This is a genomic window from Chengkuizengella sp. SCS-71B (assembly GCF_040100845.1).
Taxonomy (GTDB): Bacteria; Bacillota; Bacilli; order Paenibacillales; family KCTC-33759; genus Chengkuizengella.
The window spans coordinates 3,168,488-3,187,504 of the sequence record NZ_JAZHSH010000001.1; the positions used below are offsets into that span (position 1 = coordinate 3,168,488).

Consider the following 19,017-nt stretch of genomic DNA (forward strand, 5'->3'; position numbering starts at 1 on the left):
TAAAACAATAGTTAAGTTACCCACAAAAGTGAAGAGAACCAAAAACCATCTCAGAGAATTTCTAAGATGGTAAAATGGTTTGTTTTATTTATTTGTGGGCTTGCTTCACTTTTTGGGGCGAAATTACTACTCTTTTTCTACGAATTCAAATTCATATTCTCCGATACGTATAGTTTGACCGTCTTTAGCTCCCTTATCTCGTAAAGCCTGATCTATTCCCATATTACGTAAAGTTCTTGAGAAACGCATAACAGAGTCATATGTCCCGAATTGCGTTTTTTTGAGCATCTTATTGATACGTTCACCTTCGATAATAAAGACATCATTTTCTCTCCGAATTGTAAACGGCTCTTTTTCACTCTGATCTTCAATCGTATATATTTTTCTATCCTCAATCTCTGATACTTCTTCAACAATAGGTTGTTTCGGTATAGCATCTAAGACATCTACTGTTTTGTACAATAGTTCCTGAACTCCTTTTCCAGAAACTGCAGAAACCTCAAAAACATCCAGTCCCCCATGACTTTCATTTAATTGTTCACGAAATTGCTTTAAATTTTCCTCTGATTCAGGAATGTCCATTTTATTTGCCACAATAATTTGAGGAAGGTCTTTTAACATCTCACTATATTGATAAAGTTCTGAATTGATTTTCACCCAATCCTCATAAGGATCTCTTCCTTCAGAAGCAGACATATCAACAACATGTAAAATAATTCTAGTTCGCTCAATATGTCTTAAAAACTCATGGCCTAAGCCAGTACCTTCATGTGCCCCTTCAATTAGACCTGGAAGATCTGCCAATACAAAACTTCTGCCATCACCAACATCAACTACACCTAGATTAGGTGTTAAAGTTGTAAAATGATATGAAGCTATTTTCGGTTTAGCAGCAGTTACTCTGGATAAAAAGGTGGATTTGCCTACACTTGGGAAACCTACCAAACCAACATCAGCCATGACCTTTAATTCTAGTACAATCCAACGCTCCTGTCCCTCTTCTCCATTTTCAGCGATGTATGGAGCAGGGTTGCTTGCTGTTGAAAAACGAACATTACCATGACCACCTTTACCTCCTTTAGCGATGATCACCTCTTGTCCATGTGTGGTCAAATCTGCTAATACTTCATTCGTATCATCATCATGAATCACTGTTCCTGGAGGAACTCTTACGATCATATCATCTGCATTAGCACCTTGCTGTTTTTTTATTTTCCCTTTTTCACCACGTTTTGCTTTAAAATGTCGTTGATATTTAAAATCAACTAGTGTCCTAAGACCTTCGTCTACTCTTAAGATCACGTCTCCCCCATTACCACCGTCACCGCCTGCTGGTCCACCTTCAGGAACATACTTTTCACGGCGAAATGAAATCATACCATCTCCACCGTCACCGCCTTTCACGTATACTTTTGCTTTATCTACAAACATAAAAACACCTCAATTATGTATTTAATCAAATTGTATCTCAATCGATATCCATTTTTCATTTACTTCTTCTTTTATCTTCAACCTTTTCGTTTTGAACTTCATTACAATTGGATCTAAATCATTTTTGAATTGTGTTAGGTTCATCTTCCCAACAAATTCAAATGCTACATGCAACTTTTCCTGTTCTTCAAAAAAGTCAACCATTAGCTCATTATCAGAATCATTTGTATTTTTTGCATAGCTTTCAAATAAATTCAACAATTCAATTAATAAAAAAACATGATCATTTAATTGGTTAGTAAACTTTTCTGGATAGTTCAGGCTTTGTTCAACTTTAAATTGGTATGACTTGCAATTCGTTTTCATTTTTAGTAAAACAAATTCAAGAAAAGGAGTATTTAATTTAGCAATATTTCTTTCTTGCTGAATACTTTCCTTTAATTTTTCCACAATAAATATTAATTTATCAAACTTTTTAAGCTTGATATATCCAAAGATGAGTTGCAGCTCATTCATTAAGTCATGTTGATAATGATGAATAAAACTCAAAGTCTCACTCACCGATTGATCCCTTTCACTTGACTTCTGCTTTTTTCTAACAAAAAAATGAAAGATAATTAGTATGACTGTAATCATGATGAGGATCCGACTTAACCAACCATTTGATGTTATAAAAATAAACAGTAATAATAACAATACCAAAAGCTCAGTAATAAGACTCTTTCGTTTCCAATTTCCCATAATACAATCCCCGTTTATATCCACATTTATTTTTAATTAAATAAAAATCCCAGCGCATTCTATACGCCAGGATTCATGTTTAAAGTGTTATTTATTAAGCTTCTGCTGCTACTGGATATACGCTCACTTTTTTGCGATCGCGTCCCCAACGTTCAAATTTCACTACTCCGTCAACTTTAGAAAATAAAGTATCATCAGACCCAATACCTACATTGTTTCCAGGATGAATTTTTGTTCCACGTTGACGAACAAGGATATTACCAGCTCTAACAGCCTGACCGTCAGCACGTTTAGCACCTAAACGCTTTGAAATACTGTCACGACCGTTTTTTGTAGAACCTACTCCTTTTTTAGAAGCAAATAACTGAAGATCTAACTTCAACATAGTATCTACCTCCCCTACACGAGTTTATTAATAATGTTTACATAATCTTCATAAGATTCCTGAATTGATTTCAACATGACAACCATCGATTCAAGAAGCAGTTGAGTTTGATCCGAGATTTCTCTCGCCTCAATATTAGGTATCTGTACATCGAGCAGCCCATTATGCATTTCTGCAGGCATTTCTATGTTTAATAAAGACTCAATTGCATTCACGGTTCCAATGGTGACCGTCGATACACCTGCACAAACGATATCTTCACCTGATTCAGCAAATTCAGCATGTCCATCTACAAGATATCTGACAATTTTTTTCTCATGATCTCTTTCAATGGTTATGGTAATCATTAGATTCCTCTTATGCTTGAATTTTTTCAATAACTACTTTTGTATAAGGCTGACGATGACCTTGTTTACGATGGTAGTTTTTCTTAGGCTTATATTTGTAAACTGTAATTTTTTTACCTTTACCGTGTCTCTCTACTTTTCCAGTTACACTTGCTCCAGAAACAGTAGGAGTACCTACTACTAATCCTGCATCGTTTGAAACAGCTAATACTGTGTTAAATGTTACTGATTCTTCTGCATTTGTATCTAGTTTTTCAATATAAAGCTCATCACCTTCTTGAACTTTGTATTGTTTTCCACCAGTTTCAATAATTGCGTACATTTATCGCACCTCCTCATGTCTCAGACTCGCCAAATGAAAGGTGACACAATTGGATTAAAATCCATCATTGCATTCTTTTAATACCTTGTTTGAGCGGTTATAACATGTGTCATAAGCACACATCATTCAGATGTTATCATACTTACAGTAATAATGCAACAAAAGAGTTTTTGAAAAACGATTATAATACACGATTACATTTGGGACAAACCTTAACAGGTGAGTTGTTCATATTCCTTACTTTTTTTCTTGTCATTTCAAATAATCCAAGTTTCGTCCATCCCATTACTGTCGTTTTCGTACGATCATCTTGTACAGCAGCTTCTAATTTCTCAGTAATTTCATCTCGATGGGTTTGAATTTCCATATCAATAAAATCAATAATGATAATCCCACCAATGTCTCTTAATCTTAATAATCTAGCAATTTTCTCCACAGCTTCTAAGTTTGTTTCAAACACAGTCTGCTCTAAATCAACTGTACCAGTGTATTTTCCAGTATTTACATCAATTACAGTTAGTGCTTCTGTCTCGTCAACAACGATATATCCTCCGTTATCCAACCATATCTTAGATTTAAAAAATTTCTCTATTTGTTTTTCGATCTGATAAAACTCAAATATATACTGAGAATTGGGGTCATGCATTTTCACCCGATTTGAAAGTGATGGAGAAATGTTATGAACAAACTGTTTAATAACTTTAGCTTTTTGAGCATCGTCAATGATAATTTCTTGCACTTCCGTTGTAAATAGATCTCGAACAATTCGCAATGAAATACCAAGTTCTTGATAAAGCTCAGCAGGAGCATTAGAGGATTCAAATCTGCTCTCAATTTCTTTCCAAATTCCCCTAATCTCAACAATATCTTTATTTAATGACTCCTTACTCGCTTTCTCAGTAACCGTTCTTAATATAAGACCTTCCTCACCGATTCGTATCTCTTCCCCAATCGATTTTAAACGTTCTCTTTCATCGTTTGAATCAATTTTTCGGGAAACAGCTACATAATTACCAAAAGGCACGTATACTACATACCTGCCAGGTATATTGTAATGAGTTGTAATTTTAGCACCCTTTTTCCCCAATGGCTCTTTATAAATTTGAACCATAATCTCCTGTCCTACACGAATCAACTCTTGAATAGGCGGTTTATTTTTAGGTTTTTGTTCTAAGTTAACAGGTAATAAATCATCACGATATAAAAAAGCATTTTTTCCTTTTCCAATATCAACAAATGCCGCCTCCATACCTGGCAAAACGTTTACAACCTTACCTTTATATACATTTCCAACAGATTGCTTGTCCATTGTCTCTTCAACATAATACTCAGTCAATTGTCCTTCTTGTGTATATGCAACTTCAGTTAAATCCTTCTTATAGTGTATAACGATTCTTTTCATTATTACACTCCCAAATCATTAAAACTTTTTATTTTATTTTTATTTTACACAAAATTTCCCCAAAAAGTGAAATGTTAAAAAACCACAAAAAATCAACCCTTTATTTTAGGGTTTAAATAGGTTTGTATGATACGCTTTTCTGGTATAACTGCTTGAACTTTCCCTAAATCATTCAGTACATAAATAATATGCATTTGATCACGTTTGAAACATCTTACAATTTCAGATATTGAACTTGAAGATTTAGCAAAAATCGGTTTTGTAGTTTCTTTTTTTTCTTTCATATTTGCAAATGTCAATTCCCTATTTATTAGAAACCTTATAAAGGAATAAGGTATATTCCGAAAATAATACCAGTTCGAATATAATAAAAAAAATCCAATGACCAATAGATTTAAATGTACACCTGAGTAAAACACGTCCATACAAGCATAAGCAATTATTAAAACACTCATCAGAAGACTGTTCCATGCACAGTATTTTAAAGAATTGTGATAGCTTATTTTATAACTGAGCAATGCCTGTACAATTTTACCTCCATCCAATGGTAAAATAGGTAATAAATTAAACAAAGCGATCATTAAATTAGCTTGAATAAAATACTCAGACCAAACTAAATCAATCATTTCAGTTCTTTGTAATAAATAAACAAGTGCAATCATCCAACAATTTTGAAGTGGGCCAGCAGCTGCAACAATAATTTCTTCCTTAGCAGACGTATTTCGATGTGTTTCAACTTCAGCTACTCCACCAAACGGGAGCAATTGTACAGATTTTACTTCCCAACCAAAGTTTTTTGCTGCTACAACATGCCCCATTTCATGTATAAAAACAATGGTGAACAAAGTGATTAACTCCCCAATATTTCCAGATAAAATTGAAGTTAACATGACTAATATAAACATGGGATGAAGTCGGTATTGTGTACCATGAATCTTAATCAAATTGAATCACTTCCGCAGGATCAATAAATTGATTGTCCTTTCTTAAAGCAAAATATAAAATCCCTGCTTCGTCATTTTGTAGCTCTGAAACAACGCCAATCTGTTCTCCACCTTCTACCCAATCGTTCACCTGTAATGATGAATAAGTAACATATCCATAAATAGATTGAAGTTTGTTTACATGTTGAATTACTATCGTTAAGCCTGTAAACTCTGTATTTTCAACTGAAATGACTCTCCCTTGATCCAGCGCGATAATAGGTTCATTTTTCCTTGTTTTGATCGTAACACCAGACTTTGTAGACTCAAAAGCTGAGATGATTTTTCCATTAGCAGGATGATGAATATTCTTAACTTGAGAGGTATTTACTTTTTCTGCTGGTATCTTGTTTTTTTCTGAATTGAAGGTTGGGATGAAGGAAGGGTATCCTTCAAACATTTGGTCATAAAGAGTTAAAAATGTTTTATTATCAAATGAATCTTCATTCATAACCTGTGTAATTAACACTTTCCCCTTTTCTGCCCATGGTGTTTCAAATTGAAATAATAGCCAGATGGTAATAAATAAGAGGAAGCTAATAGTAAATGTTGTCATGAAATGCTTTAGTAAAAAACTTTCTTCTCTATCATATTGTTTCAAATGTGCCCATGGATCTTTTCTATGTTTCCACATAAATTCAGGATCATCTAATTTTTGGTCTAACAACTCCTGATGATTTCTCGGATTCATTTCATAATTGTTGTTGTTCAAAGGTTTATTATGTTTTTGTTTTTGAATAAGCTCATTTACACGTTGGTTCCTTCTTTGTTTAACACTCTTATTAATTTTCATATTGTTCACCCCAAAGGCTAGTCCATTTATTTTATGATTAATATTTATGATCATTTTGTAATGGTTAGAACCTATAGAAATAAAAAGCAAACAATAAACCGTATGAAAGCCAAAGCTCCATACGGTTGATTTATTAAAACAAATATTCAGCTATCAGTAATCATCATCATACATCCATGGGCTATCTTGATGGACCTTAATACTCATCACAATACCTATGCTCATCATATTAATTAAAATAGAAGTTCCTCCATAGCTAATAAAAGGTAGAGTAATGCCAGTTAGTGGCATTATTCCAATTAACATGCCGATGTTTTCAAAAATTTGGAATAGAAACATTGAAGTAATTCCCACAATAATGTAGGCACCTGCAAGATCTTTTGATTGAATGGCAATAATAATCAATCGATATATTAATAAAAAGTATAATAACAGCAGTAACGAAGATCCTATAAAACCAAACTCCTCACCAACAATGGCAAAAATAGAATCTGAATAATCATAAGGTACTGTCACAGTCCCATTAGAATAACCTTCTCCTAATAATCCGCCTGAACCAATGGCCATAATCGCCTGATCTTGATGATAAGTATCTCCAGCAGCTTCTGGAAATAAGATTGCATCTATCCGTTTAGTCCAATGTCCTTTACCACTATCACTTAAAAATGTTACGATTTGATCGTGAAAAGCTTGATACACTTGAAAGGAGGTAAAAGCAATAGCAGAAATGAGTAAAATACTAATTAAAACATAAGTATATTTTAAATTTCCAATCCAAAGCATTCCTATAAAAATTACAATATATATAATCGCATTACCTAAATCAGGCTGCATAATAACAATAGTAAAAGGAATTAATACCACTAAACCAATTGGAAGTAAATCATTTACTATAGTCAATGGCTCTCCATCACGTTTTTTTAGCAAATACGCAATCATGATAATTAATATAATCTTAACTAATTCAGCCGGTTGAAAGTTAACAATCCCAAAGTCATACCAACTTTTTGCATTATTTATTTCAGACCCAAAAAAAATCAATCCAATTAATATAAGAATACCGAATCCATAAAGATAGTATGCTCCTTTTATTAGAAGACGGTAATCAAATAAAGAAAAGAAAACCATGGCTATAAAACCTATGAAGAAATATTGTACATGGTTTATATACAACCATGACTTATCTGAACTCTTTATTAAAAACGCACCAATGACCGTAAGAAAAATTAATACTATAATAATTACCCAATCTAATTGTTTCAACTTAGTTAGCACTTTGTGATCATCCTATCCCCATGATCTTTTTTAGCTTATTAAATACACCCTTTTTTCTTTCTAACGCCATTAAAGGTACAGAATCTCCTAATATACGACGGGCGATATTGCGATATGCAACAGCTGCATCTGAAGTTGGATTCATTACTGTAGGTTCTCCTATGTTTCCAGATTTTATCACTTGTTGATCATCTGGTACAACCCCCAGTAAATCAATTGCTAATATAGAACAAACTTCATCAATGTCCATCATATCGCCAGATTTCATCATATTCAGACGTACACGATTAATAATCAATTTTGGATTTTTAATATTGGAAGCTTCCAATAACCCAATTACTCGATCTGCATCTCTTACGGATGACATTTCAGGAGTTGATACAACAATGGCTTTATCTGCACCAGCAACAGCATTTCTGAACCCTCCTTCAATACCAGCAGGGCAATCAATAATAATATAATCAAAATCTGGCTTTAAAGAGTCCACTATTTTTTTCACATCTTCTGGCTGCACAGCATCTTTATCCTTCGTTTGAGCAGCTGGAAGAAAATATAATTCTTCAAAACGTTTATCTTTTACTAAGGCCTGAGCTATTCTACAGGTCCCTTCAACTACATCTACCAAATCATAAATAATTCTATTTTCCAAACCCATGACTACATCTAAATTCCTCAGTCCGATATCTGTATCTAACAAACATACTTTTTTACCTAACATTGCCAAGGCAGTTCCTATGTTAGCTGAACTTGTAGTTTTACCAACTCCACCTTTACCTGAAGTAATGACGATTGCTTCTCCCATTGTTAATCACCTCCGTTAGAATTGAAATGCATCAGGACGAACTTTATGAAGTTCACTTATTTTTCCGATTTGCATATGATCATCCTCCAAAAAAGCAAAATCCATATATGTACCTTCATTTGCAGATTCATCAGGTGATCTACTGACAATGTTTGCAATTCTTAATTGAGTTGGTTTCATATATGAAGCTGCTATAATTGCCTCTTTATTGCCTTTGTTCGTTTTACCAGCATGTGCGAGACCTCTAAGAGATCCCATAACATAAATATCTCCAGTAGAAGATATCATTGCTCCTGGGTTGACATCTCCCATAAAAAGAACAGGTGTCTCATAATGGATGGATTGTCCAGAACGAATAATACCTTTTATTATTTTTAGATCATGATTATTCTCTTTTATATCTTTTGAAGTAGATTCCATGGATTGAATTAATAAATTTCCATGGTTACTAACAAGTTTTTTTATTTTTTCTTCTTGTTCAACATTTAAATCTCGATTACCTAATTTTATATGTACATTAATCGTGGGACCAGATAGTATTTGTTGATGTGTCTTTTCAAGTTTATACTGCAATTCACTAAGTAGTACAGGAAACTCGCAATGATCATTAAACAAAAATACTAGACCATCTTTATTCCCTTTGATAGTCACGTGTTCCTTCGTTGCAGTCATATAAACCCTTCCCCCTTAAATATATAAAATTCGATATAATAAATTAATTTCCTTCTAAATATTCTAATGTTGCATGATTACTATCCCTTTTGTTTAAACGATATTCGAACAACTAAAGAGCGAAATGGTAAATATATCATCATTGAAAATATTAAATTGACACACAAACTAGGTAGAACTTGATGAGAGAATACCCATATGTATGATTCATCGGTAAATTTAAATAAATAATACACTCCGTAAATGGTACTATCTAATAATATTAAAGAAAGCATAACAACTAGTGTAAAAATAAAAAAACCTAGATAAGACCGCCTAATCATATAAGATATAAAGTAAACAATAAATCCAATACTAAAAGCATACAGTCCAAATAATTGATTATAGTAAATTAAATCATAAAAAAATCCAATACTAAAAGCTAATATAATTGCAAATGATCTCTGCACATAAAAGCAAGTGTATAATATAAGGATAAAAGTAAAATGAGGCGTTACGTGCAAACGTTCATCCCATGTTAAAGGCAACCACTGAACTATAGTGCCTTCAATTAAAAAAAACATAAAGAGAATCAAACCAATATATGTGCGAAGCATATCACACCTCACATTCCAGGTTTTTCAACTACAAAAACCTCCCTAAAGTTATCGAATTTTGCTGCTGGAGCAATTTTTGCAATATGCGTAAGGCCATAATCCCCCACTTCTCTTGACAAAACTGTTCCAATCTCGATCCCTTCTGGAAATAACTTCCCTAAACCAGATGTTATAATGATGTCCCCTTCTTTTAAGGTATCATTTTGATTTACTTGGCTCATTATTAATACATTTTCCTTCTCGTCATAACTTTGAATAATGCCGAAAGATTCTTCGCTCCCTAAAACAGTAGCAGCTATACCAATACTATTATTAAATTGGTCATTAAAATCTGTCAATAACTGCACAGTTGCAAATAAAGGATTTACTTCACTAATTCTTCCTATCAAACCTTCCGTAGTAGTCACTAGCATATTCTGTTTCATACCGTGTTTTGAACCTAAATTAATCGTAATTGTATCATTAAATGCATCAGGATTTACAGCAACAACATGGGCGATATGAAATTTATAATTATTTAATCCCTTTTGTTCTTCGGTAAATTGAAGTGCTTCTGTCAATCGCCTATTTTCTTCTTCTAAAGTATTTAACTTAGCCCTATCCCTTGCATACTGAGATAGAGTTAATTTTAATGTTTTATTTTCTTCATGAATAACTCTTAAATCTCCTATATTCTCAAAAAAACCCGCTATATATCCAGCGGGCCTATAAATTAAACCTTGCATCCAAGATACAGAGTCTTTTAAAAACTTTTCAGGCCAGATTAAGTTATCTCTCTTTTCAATCGAACTTATTCCCATTAGTGCTGTAAAAAAAATGAGACCCAGCAATAATAAGAAAAGTTTTTTATTCCCAAAGAGCTTAAACAAACGAACACCTTCTATTCATTCAACAATTATCTTTTATTTCTACCTTTATTTTTCTTATCTCTAAATAAATGTATTTCTTCTAAAGCTCTACCTGTACCTATTGCAACACAATCAAGCGGGTTATCAGCAACAATGACTGGCATACCTGTTTCCTGAGTTAATTTTTTATCTAGATTCCTCAACAAACCGCCACCACCAGTTAATATAATACCACGATCCATTATATCGGCTGCAAGCTCAGGAGGGCATTTTTCTAAGGTTCCTTTTACTGCTTCGATTATTTTATCAACGGTGTCCTTCAGGGCTTTTGTAACTTCATTTGCAGTTATCTCTATTGTTTTAGGCAAACCTGTAATCAAATCACGACCGCGAATCTCCATTGATTCAGATTTTTCTGCTTCAGTTGCAGATCCAATTTCCATCTTAATAGACTCGGCTGTTCTTTCACCTATCATCAAACTATATTTTCTTTTAATATATTGTGTTATGGAATCATCCATCTCATCCCCAGCAACTCTAACGGAACGATCAGTTACAATTCCTCCTAATGAGATCACTGCTACTTCCGTTGTTCCACCACCAATATCCACAACCATGCTGCCTGTTGGTTCCCATACTGGTAAATCAGCACCAATTGCAGCTGCAAATGGTTCTTCAATTGTGTATGCCTCTTTTGCTCCAGCTTGACGTGCCGCATCTTCCACTGCTCTTTTTTCAACTGCGGTTACCCCTGATGGAACACAAATCATAACGTTAGGATGTTTTGGAAATAAAAACCTTTGCTTTTGAGCTCTCTTCATGAAAGCTTTAATCATTGCAGACGTCGTTTCAAAATCAGCAATAACTCCATCTTTCATTGGACGTTCTGCTTTTATACTACCTGGTGTTCTACCGAGCATTTTTTTTGCTGCGTCCCCTACTTCAACAATCGTTTTAGATTCCGTATGTACAGCAACAACTGAAGGCTCCCTAACAACGATCCCCTTCCCCTTTAAAAATACAAGTGTATTTGCTGTTCCCAAATCAATTCCTAAGTCTTTAACAAAGCTGCCAAACATGCCAAGTCTCCTTCCTAATTTCCAATCGCTCAATAAAATTATCATATATTTTCTAGTTTTGTTTATATAAAACGAAAATGAATTTATTTGAAACTTATATCATTGTATTACATAAGTCCTCTTTCTTTCAAACTAATAAAATTTTGATCACCAATAATTAAATGATCAAGAACCTCTATACCGATCACCTGCCCAGCTTCTAACAAACGATTCGTTATTTCAATATCCTCAGGACTTGGAGTCGGATCACCACTTGGGTGATTATGAACACAAATAATTGAAGCACTACTTCTTTTTATAGCTGCACGAAAAACTTCCCTAGGATGAACTATAGATGCATTTAAACTTCCCATCGAAAGCGTTTCTTGTGCTATCAGTTGATTCTTTGTATTTAAAAATAAACAAATAAAGTGCTCCTTCTGCAAATATCGTAAATCTTCCATCATATATTTTGCAGCATCTTCTGGCGATCGGATTGTGATATGATGTTCTAATTTACTTTTGGCTAACCTTCTGCCAAGTTCAATTCCAGCTTGAATTTGTAACGCTTTTGCTGGACCGATCCCCTTCATCTCAATTAATTGTTCTGTACTAGCATCAACCAAATGACGCAAACCACCAAACTTTTTCAGTACTTTTTGAGCTAATGTTATTGCAGATTCATCAAAGGAACCCGTTCTTAACAATATAGCTATAATCTCTGCATTACTTAAAACCTGTGCACCGTATTGAAGCATGCGTTCACGAGGTCTATCTTTTTCTGGTACATTTCTGAGGATTTGTGACAAATGTGACATATCCTAAGCCCTCCCTTTGGACATTTTTAAAAATATTTCAAAATGTACATTGTCATGAGGGATATGCATACAAGATAAACTAATTCGCATCTCCATTACAGAACCTAAATTCGTACAATTTCTTTAAAAAGTCATATCACTTCAATTCCAAACTCACCTAACATTTCACTTAACAAAGAAAGCGATAGACCAACTACGTTAAAATATGAACCCTCTATAGAATCCACCATGGTTGCACCAAGACCTTGAATAGCATACGAACCAGCTTTATCCATAGGTTCTCCAGTATTAACATAACGTTCAATCTGTTCAATCTTTAGAGGCTTCATATTTACTATCGTTTTTTGAGATTCAACTATTATTTTGCCTGAATCTGAATCTATGCAAGCAATACCACTATATACTTCATGTGCTGTTCCTTGAAGCTGGAGCAACATTGATATCGCATCGCTCTTGTCTTTTGGTTTCCCAAATATTCGTCCATCTTTTACAACAATTGTATCTGCACCAATAATAATTCCATGTTTATTCTTGGATTGCTTTTTTTCAAACACAGCTGTTGCTTTTTTTGTTGATAAAACTTTTACCACTTCAACAGGTGTTAATATTTCTGTCAGAGTTTCATCAACATCACTCACACAAATTGTATAGGGTAAGTTCAAAGAACGAATTAATTCTTGTCTTCGAGGTGAAGAAGAGGCTAGGATAAGATGTTTATTATTCAAAATTTTCAATCCCCTTCAAACATCATAATTTACGATATAACCAAAAAGCTAAAGCTAATCCTAGGATGTTTGCAATATTTAGTTTAACCTGGAAATTAAAATCATATGATAAAAAACCTAAATCTGCTGAAGGTTCCCATGTGATTTGTGAGGATTTGGTCAAAAAATATAATGCAGGTACGGGTTCTAAAAGTTGAGCAATAATAGACCCTGTTAATAATCCTATCAACAAAAAAATAATTAATACAAAACTATTTTTTTTCATCACACTCCTACCTCCAAAACTTGTAACTTACACTTTTTATCTATGAATCTTTTGAATTTCATCTATATTCTATTATACGAGTTAAGATGAATTAACACAATCTATGAAAAAAAACTTTAAGTTCCTTATTTTACCTTTTTACATACCACTCTTTTCCTATTAAAATATACAACAGGGAGGAGATTTAGCTTGATGGAAAAATGTAAACATACCGTTATTTTCTTGATGATTCTTTTTGTGATTTTTCCAAATTATGCTCAAGCTTTGAAAGTGGTCCTAGATGCTGGTCATGGTGGGAAAGATCCAGGTGCATTGGGTGTTAATGGACTGAAAGAAAAGGATGTTAATCTAGACATCTCATTTAAAGTAAAAAATATTTTAGAAGAGCGTGGACATGAGGTTGTTTTAACGAGGGAAAATGATACATACATAAGCTTGCAAGATAGAGTAAAATTGACAAATCAACAAAATGCAGATTTATTTGTATCAATTCATGCAAATGCTCATCACGATCCATCCATTAAAGGCAGTCTAGTAATCTACTATAATAACCAATATCCAGATAAGGATTACCCTGCTAGTACAGCAATGTCTGTCTTAACACCCTATAGTAAGACACTGGCGCAATCCGTATTAAATGGACTGATAACCGAAGCCGAAACGAAGGACCTTGGTTTAATGTCCAAAGCTGTTTATGTCGCTCGCATGGGCTCAATTCCAAGTATTTTAGTAGAAACCGCTTTTTTAAGCAATGAAGAAGATGCTGCTAGATTATTTGACGAAAGTGAAAGACAAAAAATGGCCATAGGGATTGCAAACGGAATTGAAACATTTGAACCCATTACATTTTGGGATGCTTTAGATCACTGGGCGATAACGTCTATCATTCGACTTCAGGATAATGATCTAATCTTTGGATATAACAATAGTTATGAGCCAAATCGATCATTAACCAGAGCTGAATTTTTAGCGATGATGGATCGTATTTTTTATTTTACAAGTGACAAAGCCCCTGAAGATGAGCAAACAACACAGGATCCACATGATAATTTGAGCGATGAACAACAAACTCCTACTACAGAAGAGAATACAGAGTCAACTCAAGAAAATAACCTGGAAGAAGAAACAGAGTCATCTGAAGAAAGTGATGTATCAGATCAAGAAAAAAACAACCATGAGCAAAATAATACAAACACAGACTCAAATGAAACCAATGATGAAGAATCAACATCAGATAATACAAGTGAGTCTGATTCTAATCAACAAACAAAAGTAGAGACAAAAGACTTTAAAGATCTATCCACTGATCATTGGGCTTTTAAAATCATCCATGAAGCAGTGAATAATGGTTATATTCTAGGGTATCCAGACGAAACGATTCGACCTAATGAACCTATTTCTAGAGCTGAGGTTTCGGTTATTTTTAATCGCATTTGGAATGAAAATGAAACGGAAGCCACGGAAGCAACGTTTTTATATGAAGATGTTTCAGAGGGAAAGTGGTACGCTGAGTCTGTATATCTGTTAAAAGAACTTTCTCTTTTAAATGGAATAACAGAAACCAAATTTGGACCTGAGCGTAATATGACCCGTGCCGAATTAGCTGTTATGGTTGATAGATTTTTGTACTAAATAAAAGCTCGCCATCGGCGAGCTTATTTTTAATTAAAGAGATACAGATATCCTTTGGAGTAAATCTTTTTGTAAAATCGTATATTGCATTAAAGCAGTTTGAGTCTGCCAAAGCAATGAAGATGAAGGATTTTTTTGATAATCCTCCAAGGAAATCATAGCTGTACTTAATGCACTATTCATTTTTTCAAACGTGGATTTTACTTCCTCTGGAAATCCAGTATTTATTTCCGGGATTAATCCTGCCCAAGTTCGATGGAGACCTTTAATCGTTTCTAGAGAGCTATTCTCAAAGGACGTAAAAGATTGATCCCTTAAATGTATTAAGGTTAACTCACTTATTGTATGAACAAGCTCTGATCCCTGAGAGAAATAAGATTGAACAAGCTCTGCATTATTCCCATTCCATTTCATCTGTTTGATAGAAGGTATCTCATACGTTTTTATATAAACTTCTAAACCTTCCTGCTGTAATTTATAACTCAGTAATAATGCATCATCTCGATTTGTTGTCATCCCTGCAAAAACATAGTAGTTATCGTTTAATTCACTTACAGCAGCAAAACCATTGTTTGATAACCCAGCTATCGCTGCTTCTGCTCCATCCAAACTACTGAACACACCATTTTGAAGCATGAAATAAGATTGGAATGGTATGTTTAATGTGATTGTTCCATTTAAATTTACAACTGGCTGAGGACTAGTCATGTTATCCTCACTTTCAACCTCTTCGTCTAATTCTGAAGGTACAATAGAATCATTTTGTGATTGATTTATTTCACTGGCTGATTGTTGATTGTCAGAGAAAAAAGATAATACAAAAAAACCAAATGCAATCCCTACGATGATAGCTCCTGTAAAAGAAGTGATGATTTTAAACCATGGCCTTTTTGTTTTTTTTACATACCCGTAAGGATTTCTATTTTTGTATGGATTTTTCTGATATTCCTTTGAATAATTTGGATGGGCATCAAATCTTCCTAAATAATCATCTTCGCGCTCTTTATCTCCATGTTTATTATTAAAACCATTGTCATTATCTTGATACGTATCCGTTTCTCGTATAAGCTGTTCTAATCTAGCAGTTTCAGCATCAAAGGGGCTGCTCCATGCTCCATAATCCGTTGTAAATTGATTTAATGGCTGTGAATCTAAAATAGTATCAGAGAGTTCATCTTCAGTCATCGTTTTATCTGACTTCTCTAACACCTTAAACTCATTTTTATTTAGGGATATAATATCTTTTTGAGTTTCATTTTCCTTATTTATTTTATTGCCATCCTTGTCAAAGCGATAGGTTAATCTTGCTTTATTCAATACATATTCCCTCCTTGTCCCAAACCCTGTATATGAAAAGAATATGATAGAAATAGAAAGATTATGATTAAATCATTTAATAAATCAATCTAATAAGTTCAATGATTGTGATCTATATGATTCAAAAAATTGTGACAAGTGTCTAATAAAGATAACACACGTGGTTCAACAGGAAATTGATTGTTTAATGCACATACTGAACATTTATACATATCATCTATTTCATACTGTTTAAAAAATACTTCCTTCAGAGAGTTTTCTGTCATCATCTTTATAGTATTATTCGTTTTACGAATACTAAATGAATCGAGAGGGATAGATAATCCTCTGCCATCCGCTTTGATATAACTTTCTTTTAGAGTCCAAAGATCAAAAAAATATTTTAATTTTTCAGGCTCTTCTTTTTTTGTTAAATCCATTATTTCTTGTTTTGAAAAAAACCGATCAGCGATTGTGTAATCAATTGGAGAAATTTTCTCTACATCTATACCAATAGTTGAACAATCAATCGCACAAGCCACCCAATTACCAGAGTGAGTAATATTATAGTGAAGTTGTGGCTTGTTCAATAAGATTGGTTTGCCATAGCTATTTTTTTGAAATACAATTTCAAGGTTTTTAACATTTGTTACATTCATAATTTCAGTTCGAATTAAAATTTCACCTAGTAATGACCGATCGGCGTCCATTTTATTTCTAAATTTATTTAATCGAACTTGTTTTTCTTTAGGTAGGTTTCTTAATAAATCAATATATAAACTATGTTCAATCTCTGAATCTATTTTTACAGCCACGATTTTCATTCTTTATACCTCAACTTGTAAGTTTCATTTTATTTATTATATCGAAAAAATTGGAAAATAAATATGATATGCTATAAACTAAATGAATGAGGTGATTGAATCATGATGAAGTTATTCTGTTTACCATACGCTGGTGGCAGCTCTGCTATATATAGCAAATGGAAAAGGCACTTTAATCAATCTATTGAAATCGTTCCAATTGAGTTAGCTGGTAGAGGCACTAGAATAGGTGAATCTTTTTACGAGAGTTTAAATGAAGCTGTGGAGGATGTCTATAAATTGATAAGCGGACAGATAGATTCTACACCATACGCTCTATTTGGACATAGCATGGGAAGTAAAATTGCTTATGAATTGTATTATAAGATAAAAAACTTGGATCATAATGAACCAGAAATGATCTTTTTCTCTGGAAGTCCTGCCCCACATTCAAAAAAAACAGACAAGGAACAAGTTCATTTATTACCGAATGATGAATTTAAAAGAAAAGTGTTGGAACTTGGAGGAACTGCTGATGAAATTTTTGATAATCGTCAATTAGCAGAGCTTTTTGTTCCAATTATTCGTGGAGACTATAAAATTGTAGAAACGTATGAATATAAACAAAAACAAATTAAAATTAATTGTAAAACAGTTGTATTGTATGGTCTGCAAGATAAATATATAGATATTATTAAGGAATGGGATGAACTTACTGAGCAGCCTTCAACTTACCATTTCATAAACGGAGGGCACTTCTTTATCCAAGATCATATGGAAAAAACGATAAAAGCCGTTGGAAGTCATACAGCCAAATGATGATGAATCGTAAAATTTTCATCAAACTTTGTGATAGGAACCTGTTTAACTGATCCAGGTTCCTATCTATCCTCTATGTATTAAAGAAGTTTCTTTATGTTTGTTTCATCCTTGCAATTCCAATTTATTTGCAGGAGTTATGTTATTATTTGAGAGTGACTCACTTTTAAACAAGTAAATCACAGAAATCAATATAAATAGGAAAGAAGAAATCATGGTTAACACTAATACCCAATCTGGTAATTTCCCTATTGCATCGTTTATCTTTAATTCCCTAAATGTAAACATAGACACATTCAGCACGATACCAATCCATATAGACGACCAGATAGATTTCGTTTTGAAATAAACTAATCCATATAAAATCCCCAACATGAATCCTGTAAACATAATAATTGGACTTGGTTGAAAGTATCCATATACTATTGCATTTAAGATTAAAGCAATTGGAAAGGGCATCACTTTATTAAATTCATTAAATACCAAACCTCTAAATAGTATTTCTTCAAATAAAACACCTACAATCCCAACTCCGATAAACACATAAAAAAAGTTGTCCGATCTAGAAAACACTTCCATATATGATTCTAAATCTGGAAATCTTTCCCCAAAGTATGTTATTTTCATAAAGCTGATGAACCATAAAGTTCCTGCCAAACCAATGAGAGTGAACAAAAACATTTGTTTTCTATTAATCATGGAAAAATTACATACGGACCATATACTTTTATAATTTTCCTTGAGAAAGATTTTTTTAATATAAAAAATAAATAGAAATAGTAGAAATGTCACACTCGTTATAAAAATTAAATAAAGTGGAATATTTCTTTCAAAGAAAGTAACAAACCATTCAAAATTGTTATATAAGTATAGAACCAATAGTTCAAAGACAAAGTAAGTTGCTCCTAGATAAGCAGCTAAATTCGCAATCATTAACAAATATTTTTTCATATAATAACTCCTTTTCATTTTTAAGTAACTTATTAAATGAATATTGAATAGGC

Annotated in this window: 22 protein-coding genes and 1 other annotated feature; of the genes, 2 read left to right on the forward strand and 20 right to left on the reverse strand. The window is 33.2% G+C overall.

What is annotated here, in order from left to right:
* Positions 1-126 precede the first annotated feature (126 nt).
* The 17 genes from obgE to VQL36_RS15675 form a co-directional block, all read right to left on the reverse strand.
* Positions 127-1,431 carry a GTPase ObgE gene (gene obgE / locus VQL36_RS15600; RefSeq protein ID WP_349250208.1) on the reverse strand — a complete coding sequence of 435 codons (1,305 nt, stop codon included), beginning with the start codon at positions 1,429-1,431 and terminating at the stop codon, positions 127-129.
* Positions 1,432-1,452: 21 nt separating this feature from the next.
* A complete protein-coding gene (locus VQL36_RS15605; protein ID WP_349250209.1) occupies positions 1,453-2,172 on the reverse strand; it encodes a Spo0B domain-containing protein in 720 nt (239 codons plus the stop codon).
* 94 nt (positions 2,173-2,266) lie between these two features.
* Positions 2,267-2,557, reverse strand: a complete 291-nt coding sequence (rpmA, locus tag VQL36_RS15610; RefSeq protein ID WP_349250210.1) for a 50S ribosomal protein L27 — start codon at positions 2,555-2,557, stop codon at positions 2,267-2,269.
* 14 nt (positions 2,558-2,571) lie between these two features.
* Entirely contained in the window at positions 2,572-2,904 is a 333-nt protein-coding gene (locus tag VQL36_RS15615) for a ribosomal-processing cysteine protease Prp (protein ID WP_349250211.1), read from the reverse strand.
* Between the two features lie 10 nt (positions 2,905-2,914).
* Positions 2,915-3,226, reverse strand: a complete 312-nt coding sequence (gene rplU / locus VQL36_RS15620; protein ID WP_162035380.1) for a 50S ribosomal protein L21 — start codon at positions 3,224-3,226, stop codon at positions 2,915-2,917.
* A gap of 12 nt (positions 3,227-3,238) precedes the next feature.
* Positions 3,239-3,335: a sequence feature (ribosomal protein L21 leader region), on the reverse strand.
* 72 nt (positions 3,336-3,407) lie between these two features.
* Positions 3,408-4,628, reverse strand: a complete 1,221-nt coding sequence (locus VQL36_RS15625; RefSeq protein ID WP_349250212.1) for an Rne/Rng family ribonuclease — start codon at positions 4,626-4,628, stop codon at positions 3,408-3,410.
* Positions 4,629-4,720: 92 nt separating this feature from the next.
* A complete protein-coding gene (locus VQL36_RS15630; protein WP_349250213.1) occupies positions 4,721-5,572 on the reverse strand; it encodes a M50 family metallopeptidase in 852 nt (283 codons plus the stop codon).
* The gene (locus VQL36_RS15635) at positions 5,565-6,404 is read right to left on the reverse strand and encodes a M23 family metallopeptidase (RefSeq protein WP_349250214.1); all 840 of its coding nucleotides are present in this window, start codon (positions 6,402-6,404) and stop codon (positions 5,565-5,567) included. The genes VQL36_RS15630 and VQL36_RS15635 overlap by 8 nt, the downstream gene beginning before the upstream one ends.
* 153 nt (positions 6,405-6,557) lie before the next feature.
* On the reverse strand, positions 6,558-7,679 hold the full coding sequence (locus VQL36_RS15640) for an FtsW/RodA/SpoVE family cell cycle protein (RefSeq protein ID WP_349250215.1): 1,122 nt from the start codon (positions 7,677-7,679) through the stop codon (positions 6,558-6,560).
* 7 nt (positions 7,680-7,686) lie between these two features.
* Positions 7,687-8,481, reverse strand: coding sequence for a septum site-determining protein MinD (minD, locus tag VQL36_RS15645; protein WP_349250216.1), 795 nt, complete (start codon positions 8,479-8,481; stop codon positions 7,687-7,689).
* A 15-nt stretch (positions 8,482-8,496) separates the two neighbouring features.
* Positions 8,497-9,153, reverse strand: coding sequence for a septum site-determining protein MinC (locus VQL36_RS15650; RefSeq protein ID WP_349250217.1), 657 nt, complete (start codon positions 9,151-9,153; stop codon positions 8,497-8,499).
* Between the two features lie 80 nt (positions 9,154-9,233).
* Positions 9,234-9,749: a rod shape-determining protein MreD gene (mreD, locus tag VQL36_RS21180; protein ID WP_413789522.1), complete on the reverse strand. Its 516-nt coding sequence runs from the start codon at positions 9,747-9,749 to the stop codon at positions 9,234-9,236.
* 8 nt (positions 9,750-9,757) lie between these two features.
* Positions 9,758-10,618 carry a rod shape-determining protein MreC gene (mreC, locus tag VQL36_RS15655; protein WP_349250218.1) on the reverse strand — a complete coding sequence of 287 codons (861 nt, stop codon included), beginning with the start codon at positions 10,616-10,618 and terminating at the stop codon, positions 9,758-9,760.
* A gap of 26 nt (positions 10,619-10,644) precedes the next feature.
* Positions 10,645-11,676 (reverse strand): rod shape-determining protein, encoded by a 1,032-nt coding sequence (locus VQL36_RS15660; RefSeq protein WP_349251194.1) that lies wholly within the window; start codon positions 11,674-11,676, stop codon positions 10,645-10,647.
* Positions 11,677-11,783: 107 nt separating this feature from the next.
* Positions 11,784-12,473, reverse strand: coding sequence for a RadC family protein (gene radC, locus VQL36_RS15665; RefSeq protein ID WP_349250219.1), 690 nt, complete (start codon positions 12,471-12,473; stop codon positions 11,784-11,786).
* A 131-nt stretch (positions 12,474-12,604) separates the two neighbouring features.
* Positions 12,605-13,207 carry a Maf family protein gene (locus VQL36_RS15670; RefSeq protein WP_349250220.1) on the reverse strand — a complete coding sequence of 201 codons (603 nt, stop codon included), beginning with the start codon at positions 13,205-13,207 and terminating at the stop codon, positions 12,605-12,607.
* A 13-nt stretch (positions 13,208-13,220) separates the two neighbouring features.
* On the reverse strand, positions 13,221-13,463 hold the full coding sequence (locus VQL36_RS15675) for a DUF4321 domain-containing protein (protein WP_349250221.1): 243 nt from the start codon (positions 13,461-13,463) through the stop codon (positions 13,221-13,223).
* A 192-nt stretch (positions 13,464-13,655) separates the two neighbouring features.
* On the opposite strand from VQL36_RS15675, the gene VQL36_RS15680 reads away from it, so the two are divergent.
* Positions 13,656-15,095 (forward strand): N-acetylmuramoyl-L-alanine amidase, encoded by a 1,440-nt coding sequence (locus VQL36_RS15680; protein WP_349250222.1) that lies wholly within the window; start codon positions 13,656-13,658, stop codon positions 15,093-15,095.
* Positions 15,096-15,128: 33 nt separating this feature from the next.
* On the opposite strand, the gene VQL36_RS15685 is transcribed toward VQL36_RS15680, so the two are convergent.
* Positions 15,129-16,412, reverse strand: a complete 1,284-nt coding sequence (locus VQL36_RS15685; RefSeq protein WP_349250223.1) for a hypothetical protein — start codon at positions 16,410-16,412, stop codon at positions 15,129-15,131.
* 98 nt (positions 16,413-16,510) lie between these two features.
* Positions 16,511-17,215, reverse strand: a complete 705-nt coding sequence (locus VQL36_RS15690) for a 4'-phosphopantetheinyl transferase family protein (protein ID WP_349250224.1) — start codon at positions 17,213-17,215, stop codon at positions 16,511-16,513.
* A gap of 102 nt (positions 17,216-17,317) precedes the next feature.
* Here VQL36_RS15690 and VQL36_RS15695 point away from each other — a divergent pair, with 102 nt between their 5' ends.
* Complete coding sequence (locus VQL36_RS15695) at positions 17,318-18,013, forward strand: thioesterase II family protein (RefSeq protein WP_349250225.1); 696 nt, start codon at positions 17,318-17,320, stop codon at positions 18,011-18,013.
* A gap of 105 nt (positions 18,014-18,118) precedes the next feature.
* Here VQL36_RS15695 and VQL36_RS15700 read toward each other — a convergent pair whose 3' ends face one another.
* Positions 18,119-18,964, reverse strand: coding sequence for a type II CAAX endopeptidase family protein (locus VQL36_RS15700; protein ID WP_349250226.1), 846 nt, complete (start codon positions 18,962-18,964; stop codon positions 18,119-18,121).
* Positions 18,965-19,017 lie beyond the last annotated feature (53 nt).